This window comes from Pseudoxanthomonas mexicana (assembly GCF_014397415.1).
In the GTDB taxonomy this organism is placed as follows: domain Bacteria; phylum Pseudomonadota; class Gammaproteobacteria; order Xanthomonadales; family Xanthomonadaceae; genus Pseudoxanthomonas_A; species Pseudoxanthomonas_A mexicana.
In genome coordinates, this window is record NZ_CP060731.1 from 2,442,075 (window position 1) to 2,467,724 (window position 25,650).

Here is a 25,650-nt window from a genome sequence, read left to right on the forward strand (position 1 = left end):
CCGCGCGCTGCCCCTCATCCGCCCGCTAGGCACCTTCTCCCCGCTGCGCAGGGAGAAGGGAATGCGCGCCACCGCTTACCGGTACGCCCCCGGTCCGCGCCAGATCAGTTCGCCGCGGCGGTAGATGCGCATTACGTTGACCACGTCGCGGGCGTCGCCGATGGTGGCCAGGGCGGGGTCGTTGGGTTGCATCAGGCGGCAGCCGCCGGAGCCGCGGGTGGCCACGATCTCCAGGGCGCAGACCATCAGTTCGCGGCGGCCGGGCAGGGGGAAGGAGATTTCCTTCATGCCCTGGGCCTGCCAGTCGGCGACTTTCAGTTCGTTGCGCAGGTCGTAGTAGATCTGGTGGCCGTCCACTTCCATGCTGGGGGCGGCGGCGTTGCCCTGGTTGTTGCCCTGGCGCTGGCCGGTGCCGACAGTGCGGCCGTAGTTGTCGGGGGCGGTGTCCTGGGCCAGCATGCCGGGGGGCTGACCCCATTGGGCGGAGCGGCGCCAGGCGGGTGGGTTGGACGGGGGGCGGTTCTGGGGCGGGGCGATGGCCTGTTGGCTGGCCGGGGGTTGGGGTTGGGTTTCGTCGGGGGCGACGGGGTTTTCGGCTTCGGTGACGCGGGTGGTGTCGACGGGGGAGGTGACGGGGGTGGTCACCAGGGGCTTGAGGGGTTTGGGGCGTTCGCGGGGGGTCTTGGCACCGGTGGGGGGCACGGGCGGTTGGGTGTCGTCCTGGGTGGCGTCGCCCAGGAAGTCGACTTTGACGCGGGCGCCGCCGCTGCTGCTGCTCTCGGTCTGGGCCAGTTCCAGCTTGGAGGAGTACAGCAGGGCCAGCACGAACAGCAGGTGCACCAGCAGGCTCACCAGCGAGGCGATGCTGCGCTCGTTCCGTCTGATGTAGCGGTCTTCCCTGTCCAGCGGGCTAATCAACGCGGTGAGCATGCGGGGTCGCACGTCGCTCGCGTTTGGGGGAGGGCGGCGGAGGTGGGGGACTTCATGGGGGGGAGTATCAGTCGCGCTGGTCAACACCCTACACGAGAGTTGTCGCAGCCATTGGCTTTATTCTGCTGAAGCGTAGCGAGTCTGATCGACTATGGCGAGCGGATGCGTATCCGATAGGGGGGGTCTTGAAAGGCCTATGGAAGGGAAGCATTCATGTGATGGAGTCATCCGCTAAGCGTTTGAAGCGGATCGCTGCAGAACTGACGTCTCTAGTTGGGGGGGGGGATGAAAGCTAACGAGGAACCGATGCAAACAGAGAGCCATGAAGAAGCTGGCGCTGGGGGCAGCTCAGTTGCTTTGAAAGTTATTGAAAACTACCTGAAAGATAAGAGCCCAAACTCAGCCATTTTGGTTAGTGGCGAATGGGGTGCAGGAAAGACGTACCTAATTGGATCGAAGAAGGAATATTTTCAGAAGAAGTCGAAGAAGAAGTTCGTCACCTTCTCGGTCGCTGGGCTGTCTACTCGTGAGGAGTTGGATCAGGCCCTCTTCTTGGCCTCAGCGCCCTGGCTTCTGGATGGGCATGTTCAAGCTGCTGGAGTTTTTGCAAAGGCGGCCCTTAGGTTTCTTAAGATTGAGCCCAAGGATTTCAATCTGAAGGCGGAATTTAACGAGAACAGGATTGTCGTAGTCATCGAGGACATTGATAGGTTCTTCGGGGATCTGAAGGTTCTATTTGGACTTGTGGTCGATCTCGTTGATCAATCCAAAGTGCATACGATTCTGGTTGCAGCAGAGGATAAGCTGTTCTCGCATGTTGCATATTCAGAGTGGAAGGAAAAGATCGTAGGGCAGACAGTATTAATTGAGCCTGACATTCCGAAGATGGTTGATGTGTTTATCAAGGAGATACCGGGTGATTCGACTAGATCTAGATTGGTTAGTCGTCAGAAGGATCTTGAGCGCATAGCGATTGAGTGGAATTTGAGTAACCTTCGAAGCTTGCGATTTGCGATAAAGCAGTTGGCCTTAGTTATTGATGAGATTGGCGAAAATATTGACCGACTCAAAGACCTAGACAAGATTCTCCTTTGCGGGATATTTCTCGGTCTTCTTGAGGTTCGGCGTAGCGCGAGGGCTGCTGCCACGATAGGGAGAATGTTTTCACACGAAGGTTTGAGCGAGGATGCTCAGGCTGCGCTCGCTGGTGCGTCTTTGGGTTCTGATGATCTCTCGGAAGAGGGTGCATTCGTAAAGCAGATGATCGAGCGTTATCCGTCATTCGAGTTTTCCTTGTTTCCGGGCGGAATTGCATTTCTAAGATTCTTCAGGACTGGCGATATTTCCGCTGAAGAGATGATTGCGGCGTTTGCACCTCAAGTGGAAACCGTTTCTAAGAGGGAGGTTTTCTTACGCGAGTATCTGTCCCTGAGTCAGGCGGAGTTCGATGAAGAGTACGATTCGATAATTTCCGATCTTAAGGCTGGACGCGTTAGTTCAATGGCTCAAGTAGCTCGTATCTATCTTTCCCTCAAGTTCTTGGCTGATAAGCGATCCATAGCCCTAACCTCTTCAGAGGTCAAGGAAGTTGTTCTTAGTGCTATAGATCTAGTTCCTTCTGAGAATGTTGAAGATCCTTATGCGGGTGAAGATTTTTGGTACATGACAGGCGCGGATGCAGAGATTGATGAGGTCAGGGACGCAATAGAGTCGAAGCGATCACAGGCTCGAGACGCAAAGTTGGAAGCTATGCGACTGGGGTTATGGAGCGACGAAGAAGGCCTCGCTGCAAGACTTCGCGAATGGCGAAATCAGGTGCTTTTCATTGGTGATGCCAGTACAGCGGTTTCTGGAATTCTAGCTCTCTCCCCTGCCGGAATTCAGGAGGTTGTACGGCTTTTTGGGTCGAGATCCCGCTTTTCGGATTTCCGTACTAGGCTTGCGGCGGAGAAGAAGACTCTTATTGAAGTCGCTGATGCGTTGGAGTCTAGTTTAAGTTCTATCGATAAACTTTCAGTGCGAGATTCTCAGCTTCTAGTGCTGGCTCGTACCATGCGAGCCTTCTCGGAACAGCTGGATGACGTGCCGGACGGGGACTCTTGAGTTACTGCTTCTTAGGCTTGTGAGGGTGGGGGTGCTGATGCTCGCCAGCGACACTGTTACGGCCGATTGCCCTGGGTCAACTCGTGAGCCCGCCCTACGCCCGCCGATTGTCATGTGTCGGGTCGCGTAGGGTGGGCCCTGGCCCACCTGCTTTCGCCTTGCGATGCCTGGAGACCCCCGGCATCCGGCTGCCATGGCCGCCAACGCGCCTCTCTTCTCACACAAACACCCTCGCAACACCCGAAAAGGGTCTCGCATGACCCTCCGACGGTGTTTCTTCTCACACTAAGGGTCTCTCTTCTCTCACTAAGGCCCAGCGTTTGACCAAAAAGGGGCTTTCTTCTCTCACTAAGGCCCAACGTTCGACCAAAAGGGTCTTTCTTCTCTCACTAAGGCCCAACGTTCGACCAAAAAGGGTCTCTCATCTCTCACTAAGGCCCAACGTTCTACCAAAAGGGGTCTCTCTTCTCTCACTACGGTCCAACGTTCCACCAAAAAGGGTCTCTCGTCTCTCACTTAGGTCCAACGTTCCATCAAAAAGGTCCTCGCGAGACCCAAAAAGGTCCTCGCGAGACCCGAAAAGCCTCTCGTGACAGCCGAAAAGGCTCAAAACCGGCGCCGGGCATCCCGAGCCCAGCCCCGGGAACCCCGCGCACCGCACCGCCCAACGCGTCCATCCCCACACCGATACATCCCCGAGACGGGCAGGGCGACCCGGGACGGCGACGAATCCAGCCCATGCAACCCGATGTCACGCCTGCGTGGCCGCGGCCCGAGCGCGGTCAGAGCCTTCGCCCGCACGCCCATGGCACCATGCGCGCATCCCCTTGTTGTGAGACGACGCATGCTGCGCACGCTGTTCCTGCTGCTTTGCCTGGCCCCGCCCACCGCCCTGGCCGCCACACCCGTGTTCGACGTGCACGTCCACCTGCGCGAAGGCGAAACCTCCCTGCGCGAATACCGCGACAAGGTCCACGCCGCCGGCCTGGAGCTGTCCGGCATCGGCGCCATGTGGTTCGGCGGCCCCCACCAAGCCCGACAGGGCGACCTGGCCAAGATCCGCGCCGGCAACGACAAGGTGATCGCCCTGGCCGCCGCTCACCCCGACGTGCTGCCCATCGCCACCGTCCACCCCTACGACGGCGACGCCGCCCTGGCCGAACTGGCCCGCGTGGCCGCCGCCGGCGTGAAAGTGCTGAAGATCCACGCCCATACCCAGCGCTTCGACGTGTCCGACTCGCGCGTGGAGGCCCTTGCGCGACGTGCCGGCGAACTCGGCATCACCGTGCTGATGGACAACGCCAACATCCTGCCCGGCGACACCGAAAAACTGTTCAACCTGGTGGTGCGCGTACCGAAGACGAACTTCATCCTGGCCCACATCGGCGGCCTGAACTTCCGCTTCTGGAACGTCCTGGCCCTGGCCCGCACCGCCGACGGCTTCGGCTTCGACAACCTCTACTTCGACATCTCCGCCACCGTGCTGCTGACGGCCGATTCGCCCCTGGAAGACGAGTTCATCTGGACCCTGCGCAACGTGGGCCTGGACCACGTGCTGCTGGGTTCGGACTACCCACAGATCGGCCTGGACACCACCGTGGAGGCGTTCGAGCGCCTGGACCTGACCGCCGACGAGAAGGCGAAGATCCGCAGCGGCAATGCGATGAAGCTGTTCGGGCGCTGACGCTTGCATTTCGTAGCCAGGGTAAGCGCAGCTCACCCGGGGCTGCGTGCAGCGCATGCGCGGACGGAACAGCGCCCCTCATCCGCCTTCGGCACCTTCTCCCCGTTGCACGGGGAGAAGGGAAGTGCGCATGCGTGTGTTTTGTTCGCGAGGGAGCAACATTCACCGAGGTAAACGCATGCAGCAACGCGCGTCGTGACGGGTCGCTGTCACCTTCAAGCTCAGGCGGTTCATCGCGACCGTGAATGCATGCGGTTGTGGGCGATCGGATCGCGTCGTAGCATCGGTCAACGCTGGTCGGGAGGGATTCTGGATGCGTAGATGGACGATGGTGGCATTGCTGGGTCTGGTGGCATGCACGGGAATGCGCGTCGGGCAGACGCCCGATGAAGCGGCCCCGGCTGCGACTGCCACAAGCGGCACGTTCGCGGGCGAATGGGAGGCGTGCCCAGGCAAGACCCCATCCGATCAATGTAGTCGCTACGTGCTACTGCAACGTGGCAGCCGCATTTGCGGCACCTGGTTTCATTTCGCTTCCGGAAAAGAGTACTCGGGCAGGATCGTCGCGCGCGCCGACTCGTCCACGGAGGCGCGGCGCACGCACGTGTGCGGTCGTCAAAGCGTCGAGTCCGATATCGAATGCGAAGACGGTTGGCAGCGCATCGACAAGCCGCTGCGGATCTGCAAGGGCAAGCTTTCCGACCTGACGCGAGCGGACGGCTCCTGCTTCGCCTACTACCACGCCGTGCGCATGGCGGACGACCGGCGCGACGCGCTGCTGGCGGAGCCGTGGATGCAGGCCTGCCTGTCCGGGGTTCCCGGCGATGCCCCCTAAGCCGCGCAGGCTGGAGTGCAAGCCCGGCCGAGCGCGGTGCAATCCCGAGCGCTGGGTTCGGCAACCCGGCCTGCGGAGCAGCGAGGTCTCGGCTCACAACACCGGCCACCACATGAAGGCGATCGCCGCCGCGCTGCCTGCCAGGGTGAGCAGGGCGAGCAGCCAGAGCAGGGCGCCCATCGCGATCTTGATGCCCGCGCGGTGCGACCGCTCCGCATGGAAGTACAGCGCCAGCACCGCCATCGGCACCATCCAGCTGCCGAAACTGACCAGGATGAAGGGCGCGCCGGTGTAGTCGATCGTGATGCCCAGCGGCGCCAGGACCAGACCGGTCAGCATGATGCCGATGCGCAGGAACCACACCCCGTTCACCAGCAGGTACGCACGCAGCGCGTGGCGCCGGTGCGCGGCGAAATCCCTGGCCCGCGCACTGCGCCAGGCCAATAGCGCGAAGACCACGATGAGCAGGCCGTTCAATGAGATCGACAGATTGCTGCCCGGCCCCAGCTGCGAGCCGCGCACCCAGACCAGATAGAAGCCGGTCAGGGTCACCACCAGCGCCACCGACAGGAACACCCGCCCGTTCCATCGGTGCAGCGTGGGCCAGCGCCGGCGCAGTGCGGGCACCAGCTGCCACGCCCCGGCGAAGGTCACCAGCCCGGCCAGCAGCGCGTGGCCGACGAACTGCAGGTTGCCCACCACATCGCCCGGCACGTAGCCGGTGACGTGCGGCTTGGCGTTCAGCGGTGCCAGATCGCCGTCCAGCACCGGCCCGCCGAAGAACAGCACGATGAAGGCCACGAACGCCCATTGCCCCAGGGTGGCGGCAATGAACCAGGCGGTGGCGCCGCGCGACAGCAGGCGGGAGGGGAACGGCAGGGATGCAGGGGCAGGCATGGCAGGGCTCCGGTGGGAAAGGCCCGCACGATGGAAGGCGACGCCCGCCTGCGTCCTGCCGATTCGGAATTCGGCCAGCCGGATCGCCCGTGTCGATCCGGCATTCAGCGGGGGGCCGGACATGACCGATGGCGCTTGGCGGCCCGTGCCGCGCCGGTGCACGCTTCGGCCGTCATCAGGAGGGCGCGAACATGCAGGAATGGCAGGCCATCACCACCGGTGCCGCCGTCGCGGTGGCGGTGGCGTCGCTGCTGGTGCTGGTGGGGCAACGCACCCGGCGCGATGCCGAGATCGTGTTCGCGGTGGTCAGCGGATCGATGGCGCTGTCGCTGATGTCGCCCTGGATGGACGGCGCGCCCGCGTGGATGCGCTGGGCGGTCGCGATCGGCGGCAGTGCGACCTGCAACGGTTTCTGGCTGGTGTCGCGGGCGCTGTTCCGCGGCGACGGCGGGGTGTCCCGCGTGCACGTGCTGGTGGCCGGCGGCGTGGCGTTGCTGATCGCGGCCTACCGGGGCGGCACGCTGGGGACGCACGGCGCGGTGTCGCCGTGGGTGGCGGGCGTGGAAAGCCTGCTGACGCTGGCCAGTTCCACCCTGCTGGCACTGACCTTCCTGGAAGCGCTGCGCGGCGGCTGGTCGTCGCTGCCGCGCGCCGAACGCCGCCTGCGCGTGGCCTTCATGCTGCTGTTCGCCACCTGCGTGCTGACCGTCACGCTGCTGGGGGCGCTGGCCGCCGCCTGGCCGTCGCTGGCCTCGGTGCGTGCCGGGGTGATCCCGCTGTGCGCGATGGCGATGATCCTGTTCACCCATGCCGCGCTGTGGCACCGCCGCCGTGTCCCGGTGGCGACGGTCGCGTCGCAGCCCACACCGCGCACGGTGCCCGGTCCGCTCAGCGACGAGGATGCGCGGCTGGCGCGCGCATTGCAGCGCCAACTCGACACGCTGCAGGTGTACCGTGAGCCCGAACTGAAAGTCGCCGATCTCGCCCATCGCCTTGGCACTGCCGAACACCGGCTCAGCCGCCTGATCACCCAGGGACTGGGCGAGAAGAACTTCAACCAGATGATCAACCGCCACCGCATCGCGTATGCCTGCGCGCGGCTGGCCGATGCCGACGACGACGCGACCATCCTCGACATCAGCGGCGATGCCGGCTTCGCCTCGCTGGGCCCGTTCAACCGCGCATTCAAGGCGGCGACGGGCTGCACGCCGACGGCGTATCGCGCCGCGCACCGCACCACCACGCGCGCCGAGCTGGAGTTGTCGTAGCGGGGCAGCGCTTGTCGCAGGCCGGGTTGCCAAACTCGGCGCCCTTCGTCGACGAGTGCGGCCCCTGGGTTGGCAAGCCGACCTGCGTGTCGCAGGAATCCTGCGATCTCAAGGATTGCGCGATGCTGGGTTGATGGAGCCAACCCAGCCTACGCAAGCGGTATCCCGCCTCCGCACGTGGCCCCGCTAGCCGCTGTCGCCGCGCACGCGATGCACGCGCTGCCGGTACGCGTGGACGTTGTCGCCGTCGATGCCGCTGCGCTGGGTGCCGCGGATCTCGTCGATCTTGCGGTCCGAGCCGGTGACCGGCTGGGCGACGACGTCGGTCTCGCGCTCGAAGGCGTGCGACTTGTCGGTGTTGCGGTAGTAGCGGTACAGCGCCCAGTACAGCGCGCTGGCACCCGCGGGGCCCAGCGCCAGCAGCCATAGACCGTTGTCGTCGCTCATGCGCCTGCCCAGAGGATGGCGAGGGCGATGCCCTCGAGGAAGGTACCGACCGTCAGCGCCGCCAGCAGCAGCTTCCAGTGCTGCACCGGGACGCTGCCCATGGTCTCGCCGGTGCGGCCATTGACCGCGATGTAGTGCAGCAGGCCGCCGTTCTTGCCCGGCTGGTGGTACGAGTAGAGCCACACCGGCAGGTACATGGACACCCAGCGCGTGCCGTGCACGTCCAGGCGTTCCTGTTCCCAGCGCACGCCGCGGTCGTAGCGGCGCACCGAATCCTCCACCTGCGCGCGGGCGATGGACAGCAACTGGTCCTCCAGCCGCGGGCGCAGCTGTTCCACGTCGGTGTCGCGCTTCTCCGAGGTGAAGCCGGACAGGTAAGAGGCGTTCCACTTCACCGCGTTCTTGGTGTCGAACGGCAGAATGGTGTTGATGATGTTCTGGGTGTTGACGGACGTGTCCAGGTTGCCGCGTTCGCGCGAGGATTCCAGCGGCAGATCGTCCACGGTGAAGTCCACCTGCCGCTCGACCTGGTAGAGGTCGGCGTCGTAGTAGGTCTTCTTGTTCTTGTCGGTGCCGCGGGTGTAGCGGCGGATCAGGATCTCGCCCCTGCCCGACACCCCGGCGCTCGCGTTGCCATCCACGATCATGTAGGGCAAGTACACGCCGACGACGTTCTCGGGGGTGAACTGTTCCTTGAACGCCTTCAGCGCGAACATCCGCCGCTTGTCGACGAACTGGCGGATGCGCGCCACCGCATCGTCCTTCCTGATATGGAACGGCAGCACCGCATCGGGGACGGCGCCGTTGGCGATCTGCTCGTTCACGCCGAACACGTGGCGGCACCAGTGGCAGCGCGCGGTCATCGCGTTCTCGGTGTTGACCGTGACCTCGGCGCCGCAGCCGGTGCACTTGAAGGTCATCAGCGCAGCGGCATCGGCATCGATGTCGCGCGCGCCGGAGGCGATGACCGTGCCGCGCAGGTCGGCGTGACCGGTACCGAAGCCGAAGGCTTCCTCCACGCGTGCGCCGTCCCATTCGTGGCGGCAGTACAGGCAGACCAGCAGGTCGCTGCCGATCTTGTGGCGGATGTCGGTGGCGCCGCACTTCGGGCAATGGTTCTGCCCGTCGCGCAGTTCGGCGGAGGCGGTGTCGATGGCGACCGGATCGGGCGCCTCGATCTCCTCGCGGATCGCATCGGGCAGGGTGGCGGGATCGATCGGGAAGGTGCCGGGCAGCGGCGGCACCTCCTGCGGCGAGCCGGGCCCCGTGGGCGGGGCCGGCGGCAGCGGCGGGGGCGCCGGACGGTTCGGGGTGGACATGGACGGCAGGCGGATTACAGGCCCAGGGCCTTCGCCTTCAGCGCGTCGTAGTCGGCCTGGGTGATCAGCCCCAGGTCGAGCATCTGCTTGGCCTTCTGCAGCTTGGCGACCGGATCTTCGGCGGCGGGTGCGGCCGGCGTGGCCGGCTGCTGCAGCCCGCCGACGCCCATCATGCCGGACGCCATGCCGATGCCCATCAGGCCGGCCGCGCCGCCGTTCTCGCCGGCGGACTGGATGCCCTGGGCCACGCTGGCCTGCAGGTTGGAATTGCCGCGCGAACCGGACAGCGCATCGGCGCGCTGCACCGTCTTCAGCAGTTCACGGGTGTTGGCGTCGTACTCGATGGAGACGATGGCGGTCTTGACGATGGCCAGGCCGCGGTCCGAACTCCAGTGGTAGCCCTGTTCCACCGCAGCGGACAGGCTCTGCGCGAAGCCCAGCGAGTCCTGCTGGATCTTGGTGATGCGGTTGCCCTTGGACGGATCGTTCGTATACAGGCTGAAAGCCGGCGCCAGCGAGCCCACCACTTCGTTGAACAGCTGGCTGGCGGCAGCGTTGTCCAGGTCGGTGAAGTCGAACACCTTGCCCGGCTGCAGGTAGCTGGCCGGCACGAAGTTCTTCACGAACAGGATGGGGTCGACGATCTTCAGCGTGTAGGTGCCGCGGGTGATCGCGCCGACCTGGGTGTTGAGGAAGCCGTCGTCCCAGTAGATCTCGGACTGGGTGCCGAAGCGGTTGTCCGGCAGTTCCTTCAGCGAGACGAAGAACGCTGCCTGCTGCGAGCCCGGCTGGCCGCCGAACTTGAAGCGCTCCCAGCTCTGGGTGATGAAGGTGGAGACCAGGCCGTCGCCGGCGAAGATCGACTTGGAGTTGATGTCGTCCGAACGCCATTCGTAGCCGCCCGGCTCGGCGACGAACGCGGTGATGGCGCCGTCCTGCATCAGCAGCAGGCCGTAGCCCTCGGGCACGACGATCTTCGAGCCGTTGGTGATGATGTTGGTCGAACCGCTGGTGTTGGATCCGCGGCCGGCATTGGTGCCCTGAGGCACCGCGGCGAACAGCGCCGCCGTCGAAGGCAGGCCCTGCGGCACCGTGTAGAAATCCTTCCACTGGTCGCCCAGCACGCCACCGACCGCACCCACCACCGCCTGTACAAGACCCATGACATCGCTCCGTGATTCGAGGCGGGTAGGGGCACCCGCCGAGTGTGACCGAGTATACAGAGCGGTATGCGGCCGTCATGGCGCAGAGGTCATGTGAGTCGGGGGCAACGTGTCGCCCGGCCAGGCGCGTGCCGGGATGACGGGGCAAGGCGGATTCTGGCTACCATCCTGCATGGCCCACGACGACATCGACGCCCTGGACTCCGACCTGCCGCTGGTGCGGCGCGCGTTCCCGTGGCCGGTGCGCGTGGGCTGTGTGGCGGCGGGTGCGTTCGCCATCGTCATGCCGCTGTGGGAACTGGGCCGCGGGCTGTGGCCACCCAGCATCGCCACGCCGGTGTTCGCCGTCATCGTGGGCGGTGCAGGCTATGTGGGCGTGCAGTTCATCCGCGCCGGGCTGTCCGGCTGGGGTGACAGCTGGACGTACGCGCCCCACACCATCGTCGTCGAGCGCCGCGCGTGGGGCCGGTCGACGAGCACCCGCCTGAGCGCGACGAACGTGGCGGCTGTCGAGGTGCGCCGCAGTCAGGACAGCGACCACGACGAAGCGCCATGGCAGGTCGTCATCGTGCCGCGGCCCACGTTCTCGGGCCTGGCCGCCACCGCCGGCCCGGGCGGCGTGTTCGACGCGGGCTGCTACGGCTCGCAGGCCTACGCTGAACGCGTGCGGTGCGCCCTGCACGAGCATCTGGGGCTTTGAGCGACGCGTCTCAGCCGCGGACAGCGGCCTGGATCCTGGCGACGTCGATCTTGCCCATCGTCATCATGGCTTCGAACGCACGCCGGGCGACGCTGCGGTCGGGATGGGCCATGGCGTCGGTCAGCACGCGCGGGGTGATCTGCCAGCTCAGGCCCCACTTGTCCTTGCACCAGCCGCAGGCACTCTCGCGGCCGCCGTTGTTGACGATGGCATTCCACAGGCGGTCGGTCTCTTCCTGGTCGTCGGTGGCGATCTGGAACGAGAACGCCTCGCTGTGGGTGAAGGCAGCGCCGCCGTTCAGGCCGATGCAGGGAATGCCGCAGACGGTGAACTCCACCGTCAGCACGTCGCCTTCCTTGCCGCTGGGATAGTCGGCCGGTGCGCGGTGGACGGCGTTCACCCGGCTGTCGGGAAAGGTGGCGGCGTAGAAGCGGGCGGCTTCTTCGGCGTCGTGGTTGAACCACAGGCAGAGGGTGTTCTTCGGGGTCATGGCATGCTCCAGGGTTGGGGAGGCGAGGCGGCGCCTTGCGTCCGTGGGGAAAGACAGGGTGAAGCGGGCAACGGGCTCAGCCGGCGGCGAAGGAGCCGGTGCGGACATCGCCCTCGCGTTCGTAGCGGCTGACGATCACGCCGGTCGGCGTGGCGCGCGTGCCGGCCAGGCGGAAGGCGGCCGCCTGCGCATCGTCATCGAACAGGCGCTTGCCGCCGCCCAGCACGATCGGATAGACCAGCAGGCGCAGTTCGTCGACGACATCGTGGGCCAGCAACTGATGCAGCAGCACGCTGCTGCCCTGGATCACCAGGTCGGGGCCGTCCGTGCGCTTGAGCGCGCGCAGCGCGTCGACCACGTCGCCGTCCAGCGCATGGCTGTGGGCCCATGCCAGGGTGTCCGGGCGATGCGTGGCGACGTGTTTGGTCGCCGCATTGAAGGCGTCGGCGATGGCGCCGTGCGGGGCGTCGCTGGCGACCTGCGGCCAGTAGCCGGCGAAGATGTCGTAGGTGTGGCGTCCGAGCACCAGCGCGAAGGGTCGGGTGAACAGCCCGTCCATCGCTTCGCCCTCGCTGGCATAGGGCCAGGCCCAGCCGCCCAGGGCGAAACCGCCGCTGCGGTCCTCGCCGGGGCCGCCGGGGGCCTGGATGACGCCGTCCAGACTGATCATGACGGCGGCGATGAGCTTGCGCATGGGAGGTTTCCGTGCGGATCGGTGGAGTCCGCCTTGCATGAGCGACGAGCGGGGCGGGGCGGATTCGACACGGCGCGCGGAGTTGATCGCGATCAATGCCGGCCGGTCGTGGCGCGCGCATGCTGCCTCCATCGGATGAGGAGGGTGCGCAGATGAAGGCGAACGTAGGCGGTTTCGACAAATGGGCCCGCATCGTGGTGGGCGTGCTGCTGATCGGCTGGGCGCTGGCCGATGGACCAGTCTGGGCGTGGGTCGGCGTGGTGCCGCTGGTCACCGGCCTGTTCAATTTCTGCCCGCTGTACGGTCTGCTGGGCGTCAACACCTGCAAGCGCTGACGCGGCACGCGGCCACGCCGGCTTGTTAAGCTGCCTGCAGTCCATCGACAGGCAGCACCATGCAAAGACGACATTTCCTCGGGAGCGCGGCACTGGCCGCCACGTCCTTGATGCTGCCGTGGGTCGGCGGCGCGCAGGCGTTCGCGGCGGCGCCGCGCAGGCGCCTGCTGCCGCCGGCACTGAATCCCGGCGATACCATCGGCCTGGTCAGCCCGTCCGCCGCCACCGACGAGCCGCTGGACCTGCAGCTGGCGCAGGAAGCGATGGAGGCCCTGGGCCTGAAGGTGAAGGTGGGGCCGCACCTGGGCGCCCGCCGCGGGCATCTGGCCGGCAGCGACGCCGAGCGCGCGGGCGACCTGAACGCGATGTTCGCCGACCGCGAGGTCAAGGCGATCGTCTGCGCACGCGGCGGTTCCGGCGCGGCGCGCCTGCTGCCGCTGCTGGACTACGCGGCGATCCGCCGCCATCCGAAGATCCTGCTCGGGTATTCGGACATCACCGCGCTGCACAACGCGCTGCTGTCGCAGGCCGGACTGGTCAGCTTCCACGGCCCCATCGGCATCGGCAGCTGGAACAGCTTCAATGCGGACCAGTTCCGCCGCGTGTTCTTCCAGCGCGAACAGATGGAATACCGCAACAGCGCGGACAAGGGCGACGAACTGGTGCAGCGACGCAACCGTACGGTCACCATCACCGGCGGCAAGGCGCAGGGTGAACTGGTGGGCGGCAACCTGTCGGTGCTGGTGGCGCTGGCCGGCTCGCCGTACCTGCCGGATTTCCGCGGCAAGATCCTGTTCCTGGAAGACGTGTCCGAAGCGCCGTACCGCATCGACCGCATGCTCAGCACGCTGCGGTTGATGGGTGCGCTGGACCAGGTGGCCGGCGTGATCTTCGGCGAGTGCACCGAGTGCGACCCGGGCAACGGCTACGGCTCGCTGACGCTGCCGCAGATCTTCGACGACTACTTCAAGCCGCTGAAGGTACCCGCCTACAGAGGCGCGATGATCGGCCACATCCGCCAGCAGTTCATCGTGCCGGTCGGCGGCCGGGTGGAAATGGACGCGGACGCGGGCACGTTCCGGATGCTGGAGCCGGTGTTCGCGGGTTAGCCCCGGTCAGGCGGCGCTAGACGGCTTTCTTCCGCCAGGACAGCGTGGTGCCCAGGACCTCGATGGTGCCACCGGCCTGGCGGAAGGTGTCCAGGTCCGCGGCGATGACATCGTGGGTCAGGGCGCCGCGATCACCGGCGGAGCGGCGCGCGAAGGCGCGGCTGGCGCCGCGGGAGGCATCGGTTGCGGGTACGCCATCCGGCGTGGTCTTGCGGGGGCGGGCCATGGGGGCTCCTGTCAGTACAAGATGAGAGGGATGCCGCGCGAGGTGCGGTCGAGGTAGTCCTCGCGCACGTCGCGGCAGTAGGGGCCGGACATCACGAAGCGTCGGCAGGTGTCCGGGCGTGTGGCATAGATGGAGCAGTGCATGTGCGCGGCGTCGATGGCCACGCACCAGCCTTCCTCGTCGCGCGCCATCACGTGCAGCCCGGCATCGGTATGCGTGGTCAGGTGCGCGGGAATGCGATCTTCCGGCTGCAGCACCACGGTCAGGCGGCAGCACACCGCGTCGCAGCGCGCGCACAGCGGGACCGCGGGGACGGCGACGGCGTTCATTCGGGCACCGGGGGGCGACGCGATGAGGCGGCGCCCGCCACGGGACGGGAAACGAGGGATAACGGTGTGGCCGGCATCGGGCGCTCCCGGAAGGGCGTCTGCCCGGCGGGGCCTGACGCATGGAGGAAAGCGCAGCGGGCGAACGTTGTCGGCGGTCGGACGGGACGCAAAGAGTTAAGCCCGGCCATCCTACGCGCTTGCGGCCCCCGGCGCCCGCCAGGGACGCCCGGACCTGAACGCGCCGGTCAGATTCCGGCCCGGCGCGCGGGGTGGAGGCGCTACATCAGCAGGCAGTCGATGCCGTCCAGCACGATGTGGATCAGCAGGCCGACGCCGAACCAGCGCGTCTTCTTCGGCACGCTCAGGCCCGCATACACGGCGATGGCCGGCCAGGTGTGCAGCGGGTGGAAGCCCAGGCTGCAGCGGCCGGGTGCGTAGACCGGGTCGGCGAGCAGATGATCGAGGTCGATCACCCAGGCAGCGAGCATCCACAGCGCCGCGCGCTTCCAGTCCTTCGGCCAGACCAGGCGTGCTACTGCCAGCGGCACGATGACGTGCAGCAGCAGGTGGAATACGGGACGGAACTCCAGTTCAGGCATCAGCGTCGCGAGGCGATCCAGCGGTCCAGCTGGCTGGCGAACGCCTGGCGGTCGCGCGCGTTGAACGCGGCCGGGCCGCCGGTCTGCACGCCGGCGCCGCGCAGCTCGTCCATGAAGTTCCGCATCGACAGGCGCTCGGCGATGTTGTCGGACGTGTAGCAGTCCCCGCGCGGGTTGATCGCCTGGGCGCCGTTGGCCAGCACGCGCGCCGCCAGCGGGATGTCCTGGGTCACCACCAGGTCGCCGCTGCGCGCCCGCTCGGCGATGGCATCGTCGGCCACGTCGTAGCCCCCCTGCACCTGCAGCGCGCGGATGAAGCGCGAGGGCGGGGTACGCAGCCATTGGTTGGCGACCAGGGTGACCTGCACCTGTGCGCGCTCGGCGGCGCGGAACAGGATCTCCTTCACGGGGCCCGGGCAGGCGTCGGCATCCACCCAGACCTGCGGCGGCGTAGGGATGCCCTCACTCATTCGGAGGCGGCGTCGGATCCGGTCGCGGCGGGATCGGCGTCGGGGCGGGCGGCATCGCGCTCGGCCCGCTTCTTGGCGTCCTTCTCGTCTTTCTTCTTTTTCTTGGCCAGTTCGCGCTGGCGTTTTTCGAAGGAGTAGTTGGGTTTTGCCATGGGCAGAGGGTATCCGGAGGAAAGGGGAGACGGATCAGGAGCGCGGTCCGCAGGCGTACACGATAGCCCGCATTACCGTTGGGCGTGCGAGGGAAAGGGCCTCAGCGCCTGTTTTCAAGGCCTTCGCGCCGCCGCGGCCACCCGCCAGGTCGCCGGAATGCGCGGGCAGGCCGCCCAGGAGGCAGGGGCGCCGAGGTTCGCGCCGCCCCTGCGGGCTGCTATACCATCACCGCGCGGGCCGTCCCGGGGGACGTGGACGGCCATGGCGTCTTTCGATGGGGTGATCAATGCGGCGAATGCTCTGCCTGTTGCTGGCGGCCCTGGTGCTGGCCGGCTGTTCGAAACGTGTCGTCCAGGAGCTGCCGCCGCCTCCACCCGAGGAGATCCCGGCACCGCCACCGCCACCGCCACCGCCACCGCCACCGCCACCGCCACCGCCACCGCCACCCAGCAGCGCCGCCGAAGCTGCTGCGCGCGCCGAGGCCGCGAGACGGGCCGCCGCGGAAGCGGCAGCCCGCGCCCGGCAGGAACGTGCGGCGGATGCCGAGCGGCAGGCATCCGAGCGGGCGGCGCGTGAACGCGAAGCCGCGCAGCCCGGCAGGCCGCCGCGACAGGACTTCGTCAACGTCGACGTGTTCTACGCCACCAACCGCACACCTGCGGCGACGTTCGCCAGCCTGCCGCCGGGCGACCGCTTCACGGCCACGCCGGCGCGCCAGCTGGCCTACGGCACGGCACGCATCAGCATTCCGAAGTCGCACGTGGCCGGCGAGCTGGAATCCCCGCGCTGGTACCTGCTGGAATTCAAGGAAGATCCCAAGCAGCACGTCATCCTGCAGGACGTGGCACGGCTGGAGAAGTCGCCATTCTTCGCCCGCCTGTACGACCGCGTGGGCGCATCCCGTGGCCGCAACGCCTTCGTCTTCGTGCACGGCTACAACGTCAGCTTCCGCGATGCCGCCCGGCGCACGGCGCAGCTGGCGTACGACCTGCGCTTCGATGGCGCGCCGGTGTTCTACAGCTGGCCGTCGCAGGCGGCACTGGCGGGCTACTTCACCGATGAGCAGACGATCGCGCGCTCGGTGCCGATGATCGAAGGCTTCCTGGCCGACATGGCCGACCGTTCGGGCGCGCAGAACCTCTACATCATCGGCCACAGCATGGGCACGCGTGGGCTGACCCAGGCGTTGCGCAACCTGGTGGCGAAGCGGCCCGACCTGCGCGGCCGCTTCCGCGGCATCATCCTGGCCGCGCCGGACATCGACGCGAAGGTCTTCCGCACCGAGCTGGCCCCCGTCCTGCGCCAGGCCAGCGGACGCGTCACCCTCTACGCCTCCTCCGAGGACCTGGCGCTGAAGGCCTCCAGGCAGGTCAACCGCGGCCCGCGCGCCGGCGACACCAGCGAAGGCGTGGTGCTGGTGCCCGGTGTGGACACCATCGATGTCTCCGGCGTGGACCAGAGCGTGCTGGCGCATTCCTACTTCATGGAATCGGACAAGGTGATGGGCGACATCCGCGAGATGTTCCGCGCCAACCAGCCCGCCGCGCAGCGCAAACCGCTGCAGTCGGTGAAGCTGGGCGCGGGCATCTTCTGGAAGATCCTGCCGCCGCCGTGATGCGACGGCAGGATCCGGTGGCGGGCGGCGACGGATCCCGGCAGCGCGGGGCCGTCGGCATGCGATCGCAGGAGGTCGCACTCAAGGCGGCGCGTGTTCCCTGTAACGGGCTATGAGTCGCGCGATCTCGGCAGGCGCATCCTCCTGCAGGAAGTGTTTGCCCCGTACCTGGTGCCACGCTTCCAGTCCTAGCGCATCGCACAGATCGGGCGCGAATCGTGCCATGTCCAGGGCGGGATCCTGCGCGCCCCAGATCACCTGCGCGGGGAACGTCCTGCCGCGGAGAGCGGCGATGATTCTTCCCTCAAACTCGGGCGTTCGCTCGAATCCCCGCATGATCTTCCGGAAGGCAGCTCCGCCGTCCTGCCTGGTCAGCAGGTCGCCGTAAGCCCGCAGTTCCTGATTGCGCGGGCCGTCATGCACCCCCATCCTGCGCATGAAGGGAATGATCAGCGGTGTCCGGGTCGATGCGGTCCAGAGGGCGCCGACGACGGGATACACGAACAGCTGCATGACCCACGGCCGGCGGAACCGCGCCACCTTCACCAGCGAGTTCAGCACGGTGAGCGAACGGATTCTTTCCGGGATCTGCCGGATGACGTCGAACCCGATGGGGCCGCCGATGTCATGGACCACCAGATGGACTGAGTCCAGGCCGGCAGCGTCGACGGCCTTCAGGGTCCAGCGTGCCAGGCCGCTCCACGTGTAATCGAAATGCGCCGGCCGATCGGCGAGCCCCATGCCGGGGAAGTCGAATGCGATGCCTTCCATGCCACGTGTCGCCAGCTCGGGCAGCAGCTTGCGGTACACGAAGCTCGACGCGGGAACGCCGTGCAGGCAGACCACGGGTTCCCCTTTGCCTTCCCGCCAGATGCGACTGTTCGCGCCGTCGACCTCGAGGCGGGTGCCGAGCGCTTCCCACGCAGGAACGATGTCGTCGTGACGCATGATGACCCTTGCGGTGGACAGGCCCGGGCGCGTCGGCATCCGGTTGCCGTTTTTGCGCCAGGCGTCGCTCCGACTCTATCCGTCCCGCGCGGCCAGCGGAACCACGCGGGCGACCGACGCCATCCGCCCCAGGCCTACGGGCGCCACGCCGCGGTCAGCCGGCTTGAAGCCCGGTACGGAGGCCGTCAGCGCCGCAGGCCGACCACGCCATCCAGTGCCCGTTGCGCCTTGAATCCGGCCTTCTCGAGCCGCTTCGCCACTTCGCCCGGCACGTCACGCCCGCTGGTGAGTCTGTTGGGACTGCCGGTGTAATGGAACAGCCTGCCGCCACGGCGCAGCACGCGCGCCAGCTGGTCGTAGAACGCCTGCGAATACAGTTCCCCGGCGATGCCGAAGCGCGGCGGGTCGTGCAGCACGGCATCGATGGATGCATCCGGGACGTCCCTGATGGCATGCGACACATCGGCATGCGCCAGTTCAAGGCGACCACCGTGTTCGGGCGCATCCGGGTCCGGCGACCAAGGATTGAGGGTGCGTAGCCAGAGCACGTCCCCGTTCTTCTCGAACGAACGGATGCGCGTGGCGCCGGCCGCCAGACAGCAGGCGGCGAAGTAGCCGAGGCCACCGCAGGTATCGAGCACCACCTTGCCCCGCGGCTCCACCAGCGCGACCTTGCGCTGCGCATCGTCCAGCGGCGACTCCCTCGACGTCGGAAGCATCTTGATGCCGTCGATCTCGAACGTGGGCACGCCCCATTCGGTGGGCACCAGCTTGATCAGCGAGCCCGCATAGCGCGACACCGGCGCGAAGTCCTCACCATCCCACCAATACAGCGTCCGGTCCTTGAGCTTGCCCGGATACGGGTAGGCGATGCCGTGCCAGCGCCAGCCGTCGTCCTCCAGCAACGCCTCGCCCTGGGTGCGTCCGAGGTCGAGCGAGCCCGCCCAGCGCGCCTCGCCACGCTCGCGGGCGGCAAGCAGGACGAGGGCGGTGTCACGGGTGAGCAGGGGGCCGGCGTAGCGGGGCATAGACGTCGTGCGCAGGTAGCAGGTCCGCATTTTCGCCGCGATGGCCTGCGGATGACAGGGCAGCGGGCATCGCGGACCCCGCTGGTATAGTGCCGACCCCTTGTCCACACCTTGCCGTCGCCATGAACCTGCCAGCGCGCTTCCATCCCATCGGTACCCCGGGCCAGCCCTGGGGCGCGGCAGAAAAAGCCCAGTGGCGCGCGCAGCAGCGCGTGCGGCGCCGCTACGTGGACGATGTCGGCGTGGCGATCGATGCGTTGCGCGGGCGTTTCGACGTGCAGCAGTACGGCACGATCGACTACGGTCCCGGCGAAACCTACCCGCTGTACGCCGTCCGCAGCCGCGACTGGGACGACGGCCTGCCCACGATGCTGGTCACCGGCGGCGTGCATGGCTACGAGACCAGTGGCGTGCACGGTGCGCTGCAGTTCCTCGAGCAGCGCGCCGGAGCTTACGCGGGCAAGGCCAACCTGCTGGTGGTGCCGTGCGTCAGTCCGTGGGGCTACGAGCGCATCCATCGCTGGAATGCCGATGCGCTGGATCCCAACCGTTCGTTCCGCGCCGACAGTCCTGCGCAGGAATCGGCGGCGCTGATCGCCCTGGTCGCGCCCCTAAGGGAGCGGGTACTGATGCACATCGACCTGCATGAAACCACCGACAGCGACGAATCCGAGTTCCGGCCCGCGCTGGCCGCGCGCGACGGCAAGCCGTTCGAGCCGGGCGGGATCCCGGACGGGTTCTATCTGGTGGACGACAGCGAGCGCCGGCAGCCGGAGTTCCAGCGCGCGGTGATCGCCGCGGTCGCCGCCGTCACCCACATCGCGCCGGCCGATGCGCAGGGCGAGATCATCGGTTCGCCGGTGGTGGCCGAAGGCGTCATCGAGTATCCGGTGAGATCGCTCGGCCTGTGCACCGGCATCACCGACGCGCGCTACACCACCGTCACCGAGGTCTATCCCGACAGCCCGAAGGCCACGCCGCAACAGTGCAACGATGCCCAGGTGGCGGCGGTGGTGGCGGCGATCGACTACGCGCTGGCGAACGGTTGAAGCGGGGCGGTTGCGACCCCATCCTGCTTCATGAAAATCGGGGGTCGACGGCGGCGTAAGCTGGGCCGGCGACCAGGATCCATGAGGAGACGACCATGGCAACCGGATGGGCCGGCGATGGCGCCGTGCAGGACCAGATCGACGCGACCGTCAAGGACGGCATCGAACGTGCGCGCCGTGCATTGCCCAAGGGCCCCAGCCTGACCCGCTGCGAGGAATGCGAGAAGCCGATTCCCCCTGCGCGGCAGAAGGCGGTGCCAGGCGTGCGGCTGTGCGTGGCCTGTCAGGAGGCGGCGGACGCAGAGGGCCAGGGTGCCGCGACCTACAACCGCCGCGGCAGCAAGGACAGCCAGTTGCGCTGATGCGTGAGCGGCCGCCATGCGCAAAGCAGAAGCCCCGCCGATGCGGGGCTTCTGCGTTCTGCGGCCGTTGCAGGGATCAGCTGGCGCGCTTGAGCACCTGCTTGCGGTCGCGCATGACATTGTGGCATTCGCGCACGCTGGGCAGCAGCGCCTGAGCTTCGGCGCGCGCGGCGGCGGGGGTGTCCTCGTCGCCGATGGTCTCGTTGAAGGCCTTCAGCAGGCGGTCCTCGGACTCCTCCAGTTCGGCCACGTAGCCATAGGTGGTGTCGCCCAGTGCGGCGCGGACCTTGCCGTAGAACTGCTGCATGCTGCCCACCATCGTGCCGTGCTCGGCGGGCTTGCCGCCCGCGGATGCCACCACGGCGCTCAGGCGGGTGACGATGTCCTGCTTGACGCCGGCGATCCGCATGAACAGCGCCGACAGTTCGGCATCCTTCACCTTGCCTGCGGCTTCAGTATAGAAGTCGTGGCCGTCGCGTGCGATCTCGATCAGGTCGTTGAGGCTATGCTGGATCTTCTTCTGCGTGTTCATCAGAACTCCTTTGGGGGGATGTGTGGGACACGTCGCGGTGCCCGTGCAGGACACCGTGGCGCACGCGGCATCAACATCGCGTGACCGCGCGATGGAACCGTTCACCAACGTGCGCGCTTTGCGAAGCGGACGTAAGGGGGACGTGAGCACATTCCGTCGACGACCGTTCAAGGCGTTCAAGTCCGGCACCGGACGGCCGATAGAATGGCGTCGGACCGGAGAAGAATGGCGGCTGCCGTGCCACTGCTGAAGAAGATGACGGGCTGGTGGAGGCAGGTGCGGTCGACCGCGCCGTCTTCCGCCTCGCCGGCAAATGCGTATGAAGAGGGCCGGCTGCCGGAGAGTGGCGAGCGGAGCGAGATCCCGAAGGAATGGGCGGGCACCCTGCTCAGACTCGCCGGGGTGGAGAGCGTGCCCACGCTGGCGCCCCAGGAGGGTCTCCCCATCATCGGCGTGGCCAGGGCCGCGCTCGCGCGTTTCGCAGACGACCCGCAACGCCTGCCGCGACGACCGCAGATGTTGCCCCAGTTGCTGGGTGCCCTGAACGATCCGGACGCATCGGGCCGCGACATCGCCGGCATCATCGCGCGCGATCCGGCGCTGGCGGCGAACCTGCTGAAGCTGGCCAACAGCGCACTGTACCGTCGGCATGCCGCGGCGATCGAAAGCCTGGACCGTGCCGTGGCGGTGGTGGGTGTGGAAGGACTGCGCCATCTCGTGGCCGTGGCGCTGATGCAGCCCGTGATGCGGACGGAGAGCGGTGTGTTCGGACGCCTGCCGCACCTGATCTGGGACCACACGCAGCATACGGCGGTAATCGCGGCCGGCCTGGCGCGCGCCAGCGGCAGGGAGCAGGTGTTCGTCGCCCAGCTGGCGGCGTTGCAGCAGGGGTTGGGCGCCATCGTCGTGGTGCAGGCACTGCGCGATGCCTGCGCGGACGCCGGTGGTGCGCTGCCCGATGCGCCCTCGCTGCAGCGGCTGCTCCAGCGCTGGTCGCCCCGCATGGGCGGTGCCATCGCCCGTGCCTGGGGTCTGTCGGCGCCCGTGATCGAGGCGCTGGCGGGGCAACGCGACCAGGGTGCCGCGGCCATGGGGCCGCTGGCCCGGGTTCTGGCAACCGCGGCAGCGCAGGCCAGTGCCGAACTGGAGGGCGTGCCGCAGGCGGATGCCGCCTGAGCGGCGCCGTCGCCAGCGCGCATCGAGCGAAGGCGGGGGCGGGCGGATCACCCTGGCCGGGCGGGGCGAATGCTCCCGCCTGCCATTTCTTCCGGCACAGGGCCGATCCCGGTGGCGCGGATATCCTGTCGGGCACGCGCGCGCGCTGCGCGCGCGCGCCCGTCCACGGAGATCCGCCTTGAAGAAGACCCTGCTGTCCGTCGCCACCCTGCTGGCCCTGGCCGCCGCCGCCCCGCTGGCGGCCCACGAAGACCGCGCGTGCCTGGATGACGCCTGCACGCTGCAGTCGCTGTTCGCCGAAGCCGATGCCGGGGGCGCGGCGGCCGCCGGCACGACGATCGCCGCCAGGCGCTTCGGCAGCTGGGGCATCGATACGGCGGGCATGGACCGCCAGGCCAGGCCGGGCACGGACTTCTTCCGCTATGTCAGCGGCACCTGGGCGGATACCACCCAGATCCCGGCCGACCGTTCCAGCTACGGCGGCTTCGCCATCCTGCGCGACCTGTCCGAAGCGCGCCTGCGCGTGCTGGTGGAAGGCTATGCGCTGGGCGATCCGGCCACCGGTGGAGACGCGGCCAAGATCGCAGCGCTGTACCGGGGCTTCATGGACGAGGCGACGATCGATGCGCTGGGCGCCAAGCCGCTGCAACCCGTACTGGCCGACATCCGTGCGGCGACGGACAGGAACGCGCTGGCCAGGCTGATGGGACGACGCGGCAGCTTCTACGACACGTTCTTCAACCTGGGCGTCAGCGACGACCAGAAGGATCCGGACCGCTACACGCTGTACCTGAGCCAGGGTGGCCTGGGCCTGGGCGACCGCGAGATGTACCTGCGCGAGAACTTCGCGCCGCAGCGCGAGCGTTACCAGGCCTACATCGCGCAGATGCTGCAGCTCGCCGGCTGGGACAAGCCGCAGGAGAACGCGAAGGCGATCCTGGCGCTGGAAACCCACATCGCCGAGGCGCACTGGACGCGCGCCGAGAGCCGCAACCGCGACAAGACCTACAACCCGCTGGCGATGGCCGAGTTCGCGACGAAGTCCCCGAGGTTCCCGTGGGCGGACTTCTTCACGGCCGCCGGCGTCGAGGGCGCCGGCCGCGCCGTGGTCCGTCAGGACAGCGCCATCCCGAAGATCGCGGCGATCTTCGCCGACACCGACATCGCCACGCTGCAGGCCTGGCAGGCCTTCCACGCGACCGACAATGCGGCACCGCTGCTGTCGAAGGACTTCTCGGTGGCGCAGTACGAATTCCGCGACAAGTTCCTGTCCGGCCAGCCGCAGCAGCGCGAGCGCTGGAAGCGCGGCGTGGCCTTCGCCGAATCCGCGATGGGCGAGGCGATCGGCCGCGACTACGTGAAGCTGTACTTCCCGCCCGAGGCCAAGGCGAAGATGGATGCGCTGGTCGCCAACGTGAAGGCGGCCATGGGCGCGCGCCTGGACACGCTGGCCTGGATGAGCCCGGCCACCAAGGCCGAGGCGCACGCCAAGCTGGCCGGCTTCGGCCTGAAGATCGGCCACCCCGACACATACCGCGATTACAGCGCGCTGGTGGTGAAGAACGGCGACCTGTTCGGCAATGCGCAGCGTGCGGGCCAGTTCGAATGGGATTTCCGCCGCGCCCGCATCGGCCAGCCCGTGGACAAGGGCGAGTGGGGCATGACCCCGCAGACGGTCAACGCGTACTACAACTCGGTGAAGAACGAGATCGTATTCCCGGCCGCGATCCTGCAGCCGCCGTTCTTCGACCCGGATGCGGACCCGGCCGTCAATTACGGCGCCATCGGCGGCGTGATCGGCCACGAGATCATCCACGGTTTCGACGACCAGGGCCGCAAGTCCGACGGCCAGGGCGTGCTGCGCGACTGGTGGACGGCCGAGGACGCGGCCAAGTTCGAAGTACAGGCGGCCAAGCTGGGCGCGCAGTACGAGGCGTACGAGTTCCCGCAGCTGCCGGGCATGCGCATCAACGGCCGTGTGGCGATGGGCGAGAACATCGGCGACCTGGGTGGCCTGACCATCGCGCTGGAGGCCTACCACCGCTCGCTGGGCGGCAAGCCGGCGCCGGTGATCGACGGTTTTACCGGCGACCAGCGCTTCTTCATGGGCTGGGGCCAGGTATGGCGCACCCTGTGGCGCGACGATGCGCTGCGCCAGCAGCTGGTCAACGGCACGCATTCGCCGGGCCACATCCGCGCCTTCGCCCCGCTGCGCAACATCGATGCGTGGTACGACGCCTTCGATGTGAAGCCCGGCGACGCGCTGTACATCGCCCCGCAGGACCGCGTGCGGATCTGGTGATGCGGTGAGGGCAGAGAGACGGGACGCGCACGTCCCGCCCACCGCGGGTTGCACGGCATGGACATCGCGCCGATGATGCAGGCCATCGTCGTCGTCCCCACGCCGTTTGCGTCATGCCCGCCACACCCGCGTCATCCCAGCAAGGCGATCTGTTCGGCGGCCCGCAGCCGGGCCGGTTGCATCGCCTGTTCTTCGCGCTCGTGCCATCGCCCGGCGAATGCGAGGCGCTGCGGCACCGGGCCGAAGACCTCAAGGCGGACTATCCGCAGGCGCGCTGGGTGCGTCCGGAGCGCTACCACCTGACCCTGCATTTCCTCGGCGAAAGCGAGGGGCCGCGCGAGGACCTTGTGGCCTCGGCGCGTGAGGCCATGCGCGACTGGCAACCCGAGCCGCTGGGCATCACGCTTGACCACCTGCTGTGCCTGGGCAATCCGAAGAACCCGGCCCTGACGCTGGCGGCGCTGCATCCGTCGCCGGCAGTGGTGGCCTTCTGGCGCGGGTTGCAGCAACGGCTGCTGCGGGCGGGCTTCCGGCAACCGCTGGGCCGCAGCTTCGTGCCACACCTGACCCTGGCCTATGTCCCCCCGCGCACCGCGCCGGTGGACGTGACGCCGGTGGTGCTGCATCCGCAGGCCGTGCACCTGCTGCAGGGGATCGAGGGCGAGCCGGACTACCAGTGCCTGGGCGAGTGGTCGCTGGCGGATTAGCCCGGCGCGCAGGGCGGCGCGACGCGATGCGGGGTGCAACGGCGTAATACAGGGTCGCCCCCGGGATGCGTTCGTCGGCCGGGCGCCGGATTCCTCTGGTTGCATGGCCGGCGCAGGATGCCGCGCCGCGTTCAGCTGGGCACCCGGAATCATCCGGTGAGCACCCAACGAGGAATCCGA

General features: G+C 67.5%; 28 protein-coding genes. 13 read left to right on the forward strand and 15 right to left on the reverse strand.

Annotated features, from left to right (window positions below; genetic code table 11):
• Positions 1-75: 75 nt before the first annotated feature.
• The gene (locus IAE60_RS11460) at positions 76-930 is read right to left on the reverse strand and encodes a type II toxin-antitoxin system RelE/ParE family toxin (RefSeq protein WP_187572342.1); all 855 of its coding nucleotides are present in this window, start codon (positions 928-930) and stop codon (positions 76-78) included.
• 285 nt (positions 931-1,215) lie between these two features.
• Between IAE60_RS11460 and IAE60_RS11465 the strand changes: the two genes are divergently transcribed.
• The 3 genes from IAE60_RS11465 to IAE60_RS11475 all read left to right on the forward strand — a co-directional run bounded on the left by IAE60_RS11465 (position 1,216) and on the right by IAE60_RS11475 (position 5,552).
• Positions 1,216-3,033, forward strand: coding sequence for a P-loop NTPase fold protein (locus IAE60_RS11465; RefSeq protein ID WP_187572343.1), 1,818 nt, complete (start codon positions 1,216-1,218; stop codon positions 3,031-3,033).
• Between the two features lie 844 nt (positions 3,034-3,877).
• Positions 3,878-4,717: an amidohydrolase family protein gene (locus tag IAE60_RS11470; RefSeq protein WP_222937113.1), complete on the forward strand. Its 840-nt coding sequence runs from the start codon at positions 3,878-3,880 to the stop codon at positions 4,715-4,717.
• Positions 4,718-5,045: 328 nt separating this feature from the next.
• Complete coding sequence (locus IAE60_RS11475) at positions 5,046-5,552, forward strand: hypothetical protein (RefSeq protein WP_187572344.1); 507 nt, start codon at positions 5,046-5,048, stop codon at positions 5,550-5,552.
• 93 nt (positions 5,553-5,645) lie between these two features.
• On the opposite strand, the gene IAE60_RS11480 is transcribed toward IAE60_RS11475, so the two are convergent.
• A complete protein-coding gene (locus IAE60_RS11480) occupies positions 5,646-6,449 on the reverse strand; it encodes a DUF2306 domain-containing protein (protein WP_187572345.1) in 804 nt (267 codons plus the stop codon).
• Positions 6,450-6,640: 191 nt separating this feature from the next.
• On the opposite strand from IAE60_RS11480, the gene IAE60_RS11485 reads away from it, so the two are divergent.
• Complete coding sequence (locus tag IAE60_RS11485; protein ID WP_187572346.1) at positions 6,641-7,717, forward strand: helix-turn-helix domain-containing protein; 1,077 nt, start codon at positions 6,641-6,643, stop codon at positions 7,715-7,717.
• A gap of 186 nt (positions 7,718-7,903) precedes the next feature.
• Here the strand turns inward: IAE60_RS11485 and IAE60_RS11490 are convergent, their stop codons facing one another.
• From IAE60_RS11490 to IAE60_RS11500, 3 genes are read right to left on the reverse strand one after another with little or no spacing between them, the layout of a single operon-like run.
• Positions 7,904-8,164 (reverse strand): hypothetical protein, encoded by a 261-nt coding sequence (locus tag IAE60_RS11490; protein WP_187572347.1) that lies wholly within the window; start codon positions 8,162-8,164, stop codon positions 7,904-7,906.
• Complete coding sequence (locus tag IAE60_RS11495; RefSeq protein WP_187572348.1) at positions 8,161-9,483, reverse strand: TFIIB-type zinc ribbon-containing protein; 1,323 nt, start codon at positions 9,481-9,483, stop codon at positions 8,161-8,163. The genes IAE60_RS11490 and IAE60_RS11495 overlap by 4 nt, the downstream gene beginning before the upstream one ends.
• 14 nt (positions 9,484-9,497) lie before the next feature.
• The gene (locus IAE60_RS11500; protein WP_187572349.1) at positions 9,498-10,646 is read right to left on the reverse strand and encodes an SPFH domain-containing protein; all 1,149 of its coding nucleotides are present in this window, start codon (positions 10,644-10,646) and stop codon (positions 9,498-9,500) included.
• 172 nt (positions 10,647-10,818) lie between these two features.
• Between IAE60_RS11500 and IAE60_RS11505 the strand changes: the two genes are divergently transcribed.
• Positions 10,819-11,346: a hypothetical protein gene (locus IAE60_RS11505; RefSeq protein WP_187572350.1), complete on the forward strand. Its 528-nt coding sequence runs from the start codon at positions 10,819-10,821 to the stop codon at positions 11,344-11,346.
• Between the two features lie 10 nt (positions 11,347-11,356).
• Here IAE60_RS11505 and IAE60_RS11510 read toward each other — a convergent pair whose 3' ends face one another.
• The gene (locus tag IAE60_RS11510; RefSeq protein WP_187572351.1) at positions 11,357-11,836 is read right to left on the reverse strand and encodes a VOC family protein; all 480 of its coding nucleotides are present in this window, start codon (positions 11,834-11,836) and stop codon (positions 11,357-11,359) included.
• A gap of 76 nt (positions 11,837-11,912) precedes the next feature.
• Positions 11,913-12,530 (reverse strand): dihydrofolate reductase family protein, encoded by a 618-nt coding sequence (locus IAE60_RS11515; protein WP_187572352.1) that lies wholly within the window; start codon positions 12,528-12,530, stop codon positions 11,913-11,915.
• Between the two features lie 152 nt (positions 12,531-12,682).
• On the opposite strand from IAE60_RS11515, the gene IAE60_RS11520 reads away from it, so the two are divergent.
• Together IAE60_RS11520 and IAE60_RS11525 are read left to right on the forward strand one after the other, a co-directional pair.
• The gene (locus IAE60_RS11520) at positions 12,683-12,865 is read left to right on the forward strand and encodes a YgaP family membrane protein (protein WP_185895939.1); all 183 of its coding nucleotides are present in this window, start codon (positions 12,683-12,685) and stop codon (positions 12,863-12,865) included.
• Positions 12,866-12,924: 59 nt separating this feature from the next.
• On the forward strand, positions 12,925-13,974 hold the full coding sequence (locus IAE60_RS11525) for a S66 peptidase family protein (RefSeq protein WP_187572353.1): 1,050 nt from the start codon (positions 12,925-12,927) through the stop codon (positions 13,972-13,974).
• Positions 13,975-13,990: 16 nt separating this feature from the next.
• Here the strand turns inward: IAE60_RS11525 and IAE60_RS11530 are convergent, their stop codons facing one another.
• The 5 genes from IAE60_RS11530 to IAE60_RS11550 all read right to left on the reverse strand — a co-directional run bounded on the left by IAE60_RS11530 (position 13,991) and on the right by IAE60_RS11550 (position 15,750).
• The gene (locus IAE60_RS11530; RefSeq protein ID WP_187572354.1) at positions 13,991-14,200 is read right to left on the reverse strand and encodes a hypothetical protein; all 210 of its coding nucleotides are present in this window, start codon (positions 14,198-14,200) and stop codon (positions 13,991-13,993) included.
• Between the two features lie 11 nt (positions 14,201-14,211).
• Entirely contained in the window at positions 14,212-14,529 is a 318-nt protein-coding gene (locus tag IAE60_RS11535) for a YkgJ family cysteine cluster protein (protein WP_162111364.1), read from the reverse strand.
• Between the two features lie 278 nt (positions 14,530-14,807).
• Complete coding sequence (locus IAE60_RS11540; protein ID WP_187574741.1) at positions 14,808-15,119, reverse strand: DUF6122 family protein; 312 nt, start codon at positions 15,117-15,119, stop codon at positions 14,808-14,810.
• 8 nt (positions 15,120-15,127) lie between these two features.
• A complete protein-coding gene (locus IAE60_RS11545; RefSeq protein ID WP_187572355.1) occupies positions 15,128-15,598 on the reverse strand; it encodes a YaiI/YqxD family protein in 471 nt (156 codons plus the stop codon).
• Positions 15,595-15,750, reverse strand: coding sequence for a hypothetical protein (locus IAE60_RS11550; protein WP_187572356.1), 156 nt, complete (start codon positions 15,748-15,750; stop codon positions 15,595-15,597). Before IAE60_RS11550 ends, IAE60_RS11545 begins: the two co-directional genes overlap by 4 nt.
• Before the next feature lie 296 nt (positions 15,751-16,046).
• Here IAE60_RS11550 and IAE60_RS11555 point away from each other — a divergent pair, with 296 nt between their 5' ends.
• A complete protein-coding gene (locus tag IAE60_RS11555) occupies positions 16,047-17,366 on the forward strand; it encodes an alpha/beta hydrolase (RefSeq protein ID WP_187574742.1) in 1,320 nt (439 codons plus the stop codon).
• A gap of 81 nt (positions 17,367-17,447) precedes the next feature.
• Here IAE60_RS11555 and IAE60_RS11560 read toward each other — a convergent pair whose 3' ends face one another.
• Positions 17,448-18,314 (reverse strand): alpha/beta fold hydrolase, encoded by an 867-nt coding sequence (locus IAE60_RS11560; RefSeq protein ID WP_187572357.1) that lies wholly within the window; start codon positions 18,312-18,314, stop codon positions 17,448-17,450.
• A gap of 185 nt (positions 18,315-18,499) precedes the next feature.
• Positions 18,500-19,342: a class I SAM-dependent methyltransferase gene (locus IAE60_RS11565; RefSeq protein WP_187572358.1), complete on the reverse strand. Its 843-nt coding sequence runs from the start codon at positions 19,340-19,342 to the stop codon at positions 18,500-18,502.
• 122 nt (positions 19,343-19,464) lie between these two features.
• Here IAE60_RS11565 and IAE60_RS11570 point away from each other — a divergent pair, with 122 nt between their 5' ends.
• Together IAE60_RS11570 and IAE60_RS11575 are read left to right on the forward strand one after the other, a co-directional pair.
• The gene (locus IAE60_RS11570) at positions 19,465-20,391 is read left to right on the forward strand and encodes a M14 family metallopeptidase (protein WP_187572359.1); all 927 of its coding nucleotides are present in this window, start codon (positions 19,465-19,467) and stop codon (positions 20,389-20,391) included.
• Between the two features lie 95 nt (positions 20,392-20,486).
• Complete coding sequence (locus IAE60_RS11575; protein WP_187572360.1) at positions 20,487-20,753, forward strand: DksA/TraR family C4-type zinc finger protein; 267 nt, start codon at positions 20,487-20,489, stop codon at positions 20,751-20,753.
• Positions 20,754-20,829: 76 nt separating this feature from the next.
• Here the strand turns inward: IAE60_RS11575 and IAE60_RS11580 are convergent, their stop codons facing one another.
• Complete coding sequence (locus tag IAE60_RS11580; RefSeq protein WP_185895949.1) at positions 20,830-21,285, reverse strand: PA2169 family four-helix-bundle protein; 456 nt, start codon at positions 21,283-21,285, stop codon at positions 20,830-20,832.
• Between the two features lie 237 nt (positions 21,286-21,522).
• Here IAE60_RS11580 and IAE60_RS11585 point away from each other — a divergent pair, with 237 nt between their 5' ends.
• The 3 genes from IAE60_RS11585 (at position 21,523) to thpR (ending at position 25,470) form a co-directional block, all read left to right on the forward strand.
• Positions 21,523-22,461 carry an HDOD domain-containing protein gene (locus IAE60_RS11585; RefSeq protein ID WP_244966557.1) on the forward strand — a complete coding sequence of 313 codons (939 nt, stop codon included), beginning with the start codon at positions 21,523-21,525 and terminating at the stop codon, positions 22,459-22,461.
• A gap of 178 nt (positions 22,462-22,639) precedes the next feature.
• On the forward strand, positions 22,640-24,763 hold the full coding sequence (locus IAE60_RS11590) for a M13 family metallopeptidase (protein WP_244966558.1): 2,124 nt from the start codon (positions 22,640-22,642) through the stop codon (positions 24,761-24,763).
• A 113-nt stretch (positions 24,764-24,876) separates the two neighbouring features.
• Positions 24,877-25,470, forward strand: coding sequence for an RNA 2',3'-cyclic phosphodiesterase (gene thpR, locus IAE60_RS11595; protein ID WP_187572362.1), 594 nt, complete (start codon positions 24,877-24,879; stop codon positions 25,468-25,470).
• Positions 25,471-25,650: the final 180 nt, after the last annotated feature.

Bases quoted from the DNA above. Each gene is read 5' to 3' on its own strand.
- IAE60_RS11550 (WP_187572356.1), bottom strand. From the start codon at position 15,750: ATGGCAAAACCCAACTACTCCTTCGAAAAACGCCAGCGCGAACTGGCC.
- IAE60_RS11485 (WP_187572346.1), top strand. From the start codon at position 6,641: ATGCAGGAATGGCAGGCCATCACCACCGGTGCCGCCGTCGCGGTGGCG.
- IAE60_RS11470 (WP_222937113.1), top strand. From the start codon at position 3,878: ATGCTGCGCACGCTGTTCCTGCTGCTTTGCCTGGCCCCGCCCACCGCC.
- IAE60_RS11515 (WP_187572352.1), bottom strand. From the start codon at position 12,530: ATGCGCAAGCTCATCGCCGCCGTCATGATCAGTCTGGACGGCGTCATC.
- IAE60_RS11500 (WP_187572349.1), bottom strand. From the start codon at position 10,646: ATGGGTCTTGTACAGGCGGTGGTGGGTGCGGTCGGTGGCGTGCTGGGC.
- IAE60_RS11495 (WP_187572348.1), bottom strand. From the start codon at position 9,483: ATGTCCACCCCGAACCGTCCGGCGCCCCCGCCGCTGCCGCCGGCCCCG.
- IAE60_RS11555 (WP_187574742.1), top strand. From the start codon at position 16,047: ATGCTCTGCCTGTTGCTGGCGGCCCTGGTGCTGGCCGGCTGTTCGAAA.
- IAE60_RS11465 (WP_187572343.1), top strand. From the start codon at position 1,216: ATGAAAGCTAACGAGGAACCGATGCAAACAGAGAGCCATGAAGAAGCT.
- thpR (WP_187572362.1), top strand. From the start codon at position 24,877: ATGCCCGCCACACCCGCGTCATCCCAGCAAGGCGATCTGTTCGGCGGC.
- IAE60_RS11530 (WP_187572354.1), bottom strand. From the start codon at position 14,200: ATGGCCCGCCCCCGCAAGACCACGCCGGATGGCGTACCCGCAACCGAT.
- IAE60_RS11575 (WP_187572360.1), top strand. From the start codon at position 20,487: ATGGCAACCGGATGGGCCGGCGATGGCGCCGTGCAGGACCAGATCGAC.
- IAE60_RS11475 (WP_187572344.1), top strand. From the start codon at position 5,046: ATGGTGGCATTGCTGGGTCTGGTGGCATGCACGGGAATGCGCGTCGGG.
- IAE60_RS11570 (WP_187572359.1), top strand. From the start codon at position 19,465: ATGAACCTGCCAGCGCGCTTCCATCCCATCGGTACCCCGGGCCAGCCC.
- IAE60_RS11565 (WP_187572358.1), bottom strand. From the start codon at position 19,342: ATGCCCCGCTACGCCGGCCCCCTGCTCACCCGTGACACCGCCCTCGTC.
- IAE60_RS11480 (WP_187572345.1), bottom strand. From the start codon at position 6,449: ATGCCTGCCCCTGCATCCCTGCCGTTCCCCTCCCGCCTGCTGTCGCGC.
- IAE60_RS11560 (WP_187572357.1), bottom strand. From the start codon at position 18,314: ATGCGTCACGACGACATCGTTCCTGCGTGGGAAGCGCTCGGCACCCGC.
- IAE60_RS11580 (WP_185895949.1), bottom strand. From the start codon at position 21,285: ATGAACACGCAGAAGAAGATCCAGCATAGCCTCAACGACCTGATCGAG.
- IAE60_RS11460 (WP_187572342.1), bottom strand. From the start codon at position 930: ATGCTCACCGCGTTGATTAGCCCGCTGGACAGGGAAGACCGCTACATC.
- IAE60_RS11525 (WP_187572353.1), top strand. From the start codon at position 12,925: ATGCAAAGACGACATTTCCTCGGGAGCGCGGCACTGGCCGCCACGTCC.
- IAE60_RS11535 (WP_162111364.1), bottom strand. From the start codon at position 14,529: ATGAACGCCGTCGCCGTCCCCGCGGTCCCGCTGTGCGCGCGCTGCGAC.
- IAE60_RS11520 (WP_185895939.1), top strand. From the start codon at position 12,683: ATGAAGGCGAACGTAGGCGGTTTCGACAAATGGGCCCGCATCGTGGTG.
- IAE60_RS11545 (WP_187572355.1), bottom strand. From the start codon at position 15,598: ATGAGTGAGGGCATCCCTACGCCGCCGCAGGTCTGGGTGGATGCCGAC.
- IAE60_RS11510 (WP_187572351.1), bottom strand. From the start codon at position 11,836: ATGACCCCGAAGAACACCCTCTGCCTGTGGTTCAACCACGACGCCGAA.
- IAE60_RS11490 (WP_187572347.1), bottom strand. From the start codon at position 8,164: ATGAGCGACGACAACGGTCTATGGCTGCTGGCGCTGGGCCCCGCGGGT.
- IAE60_RS11505 (WP_187572350.1), top strand. From the start codon at position 10,819: ATGGCCCACGACGACATCGACGCCCTGGACTCCGACCTGCCGCTGGTG.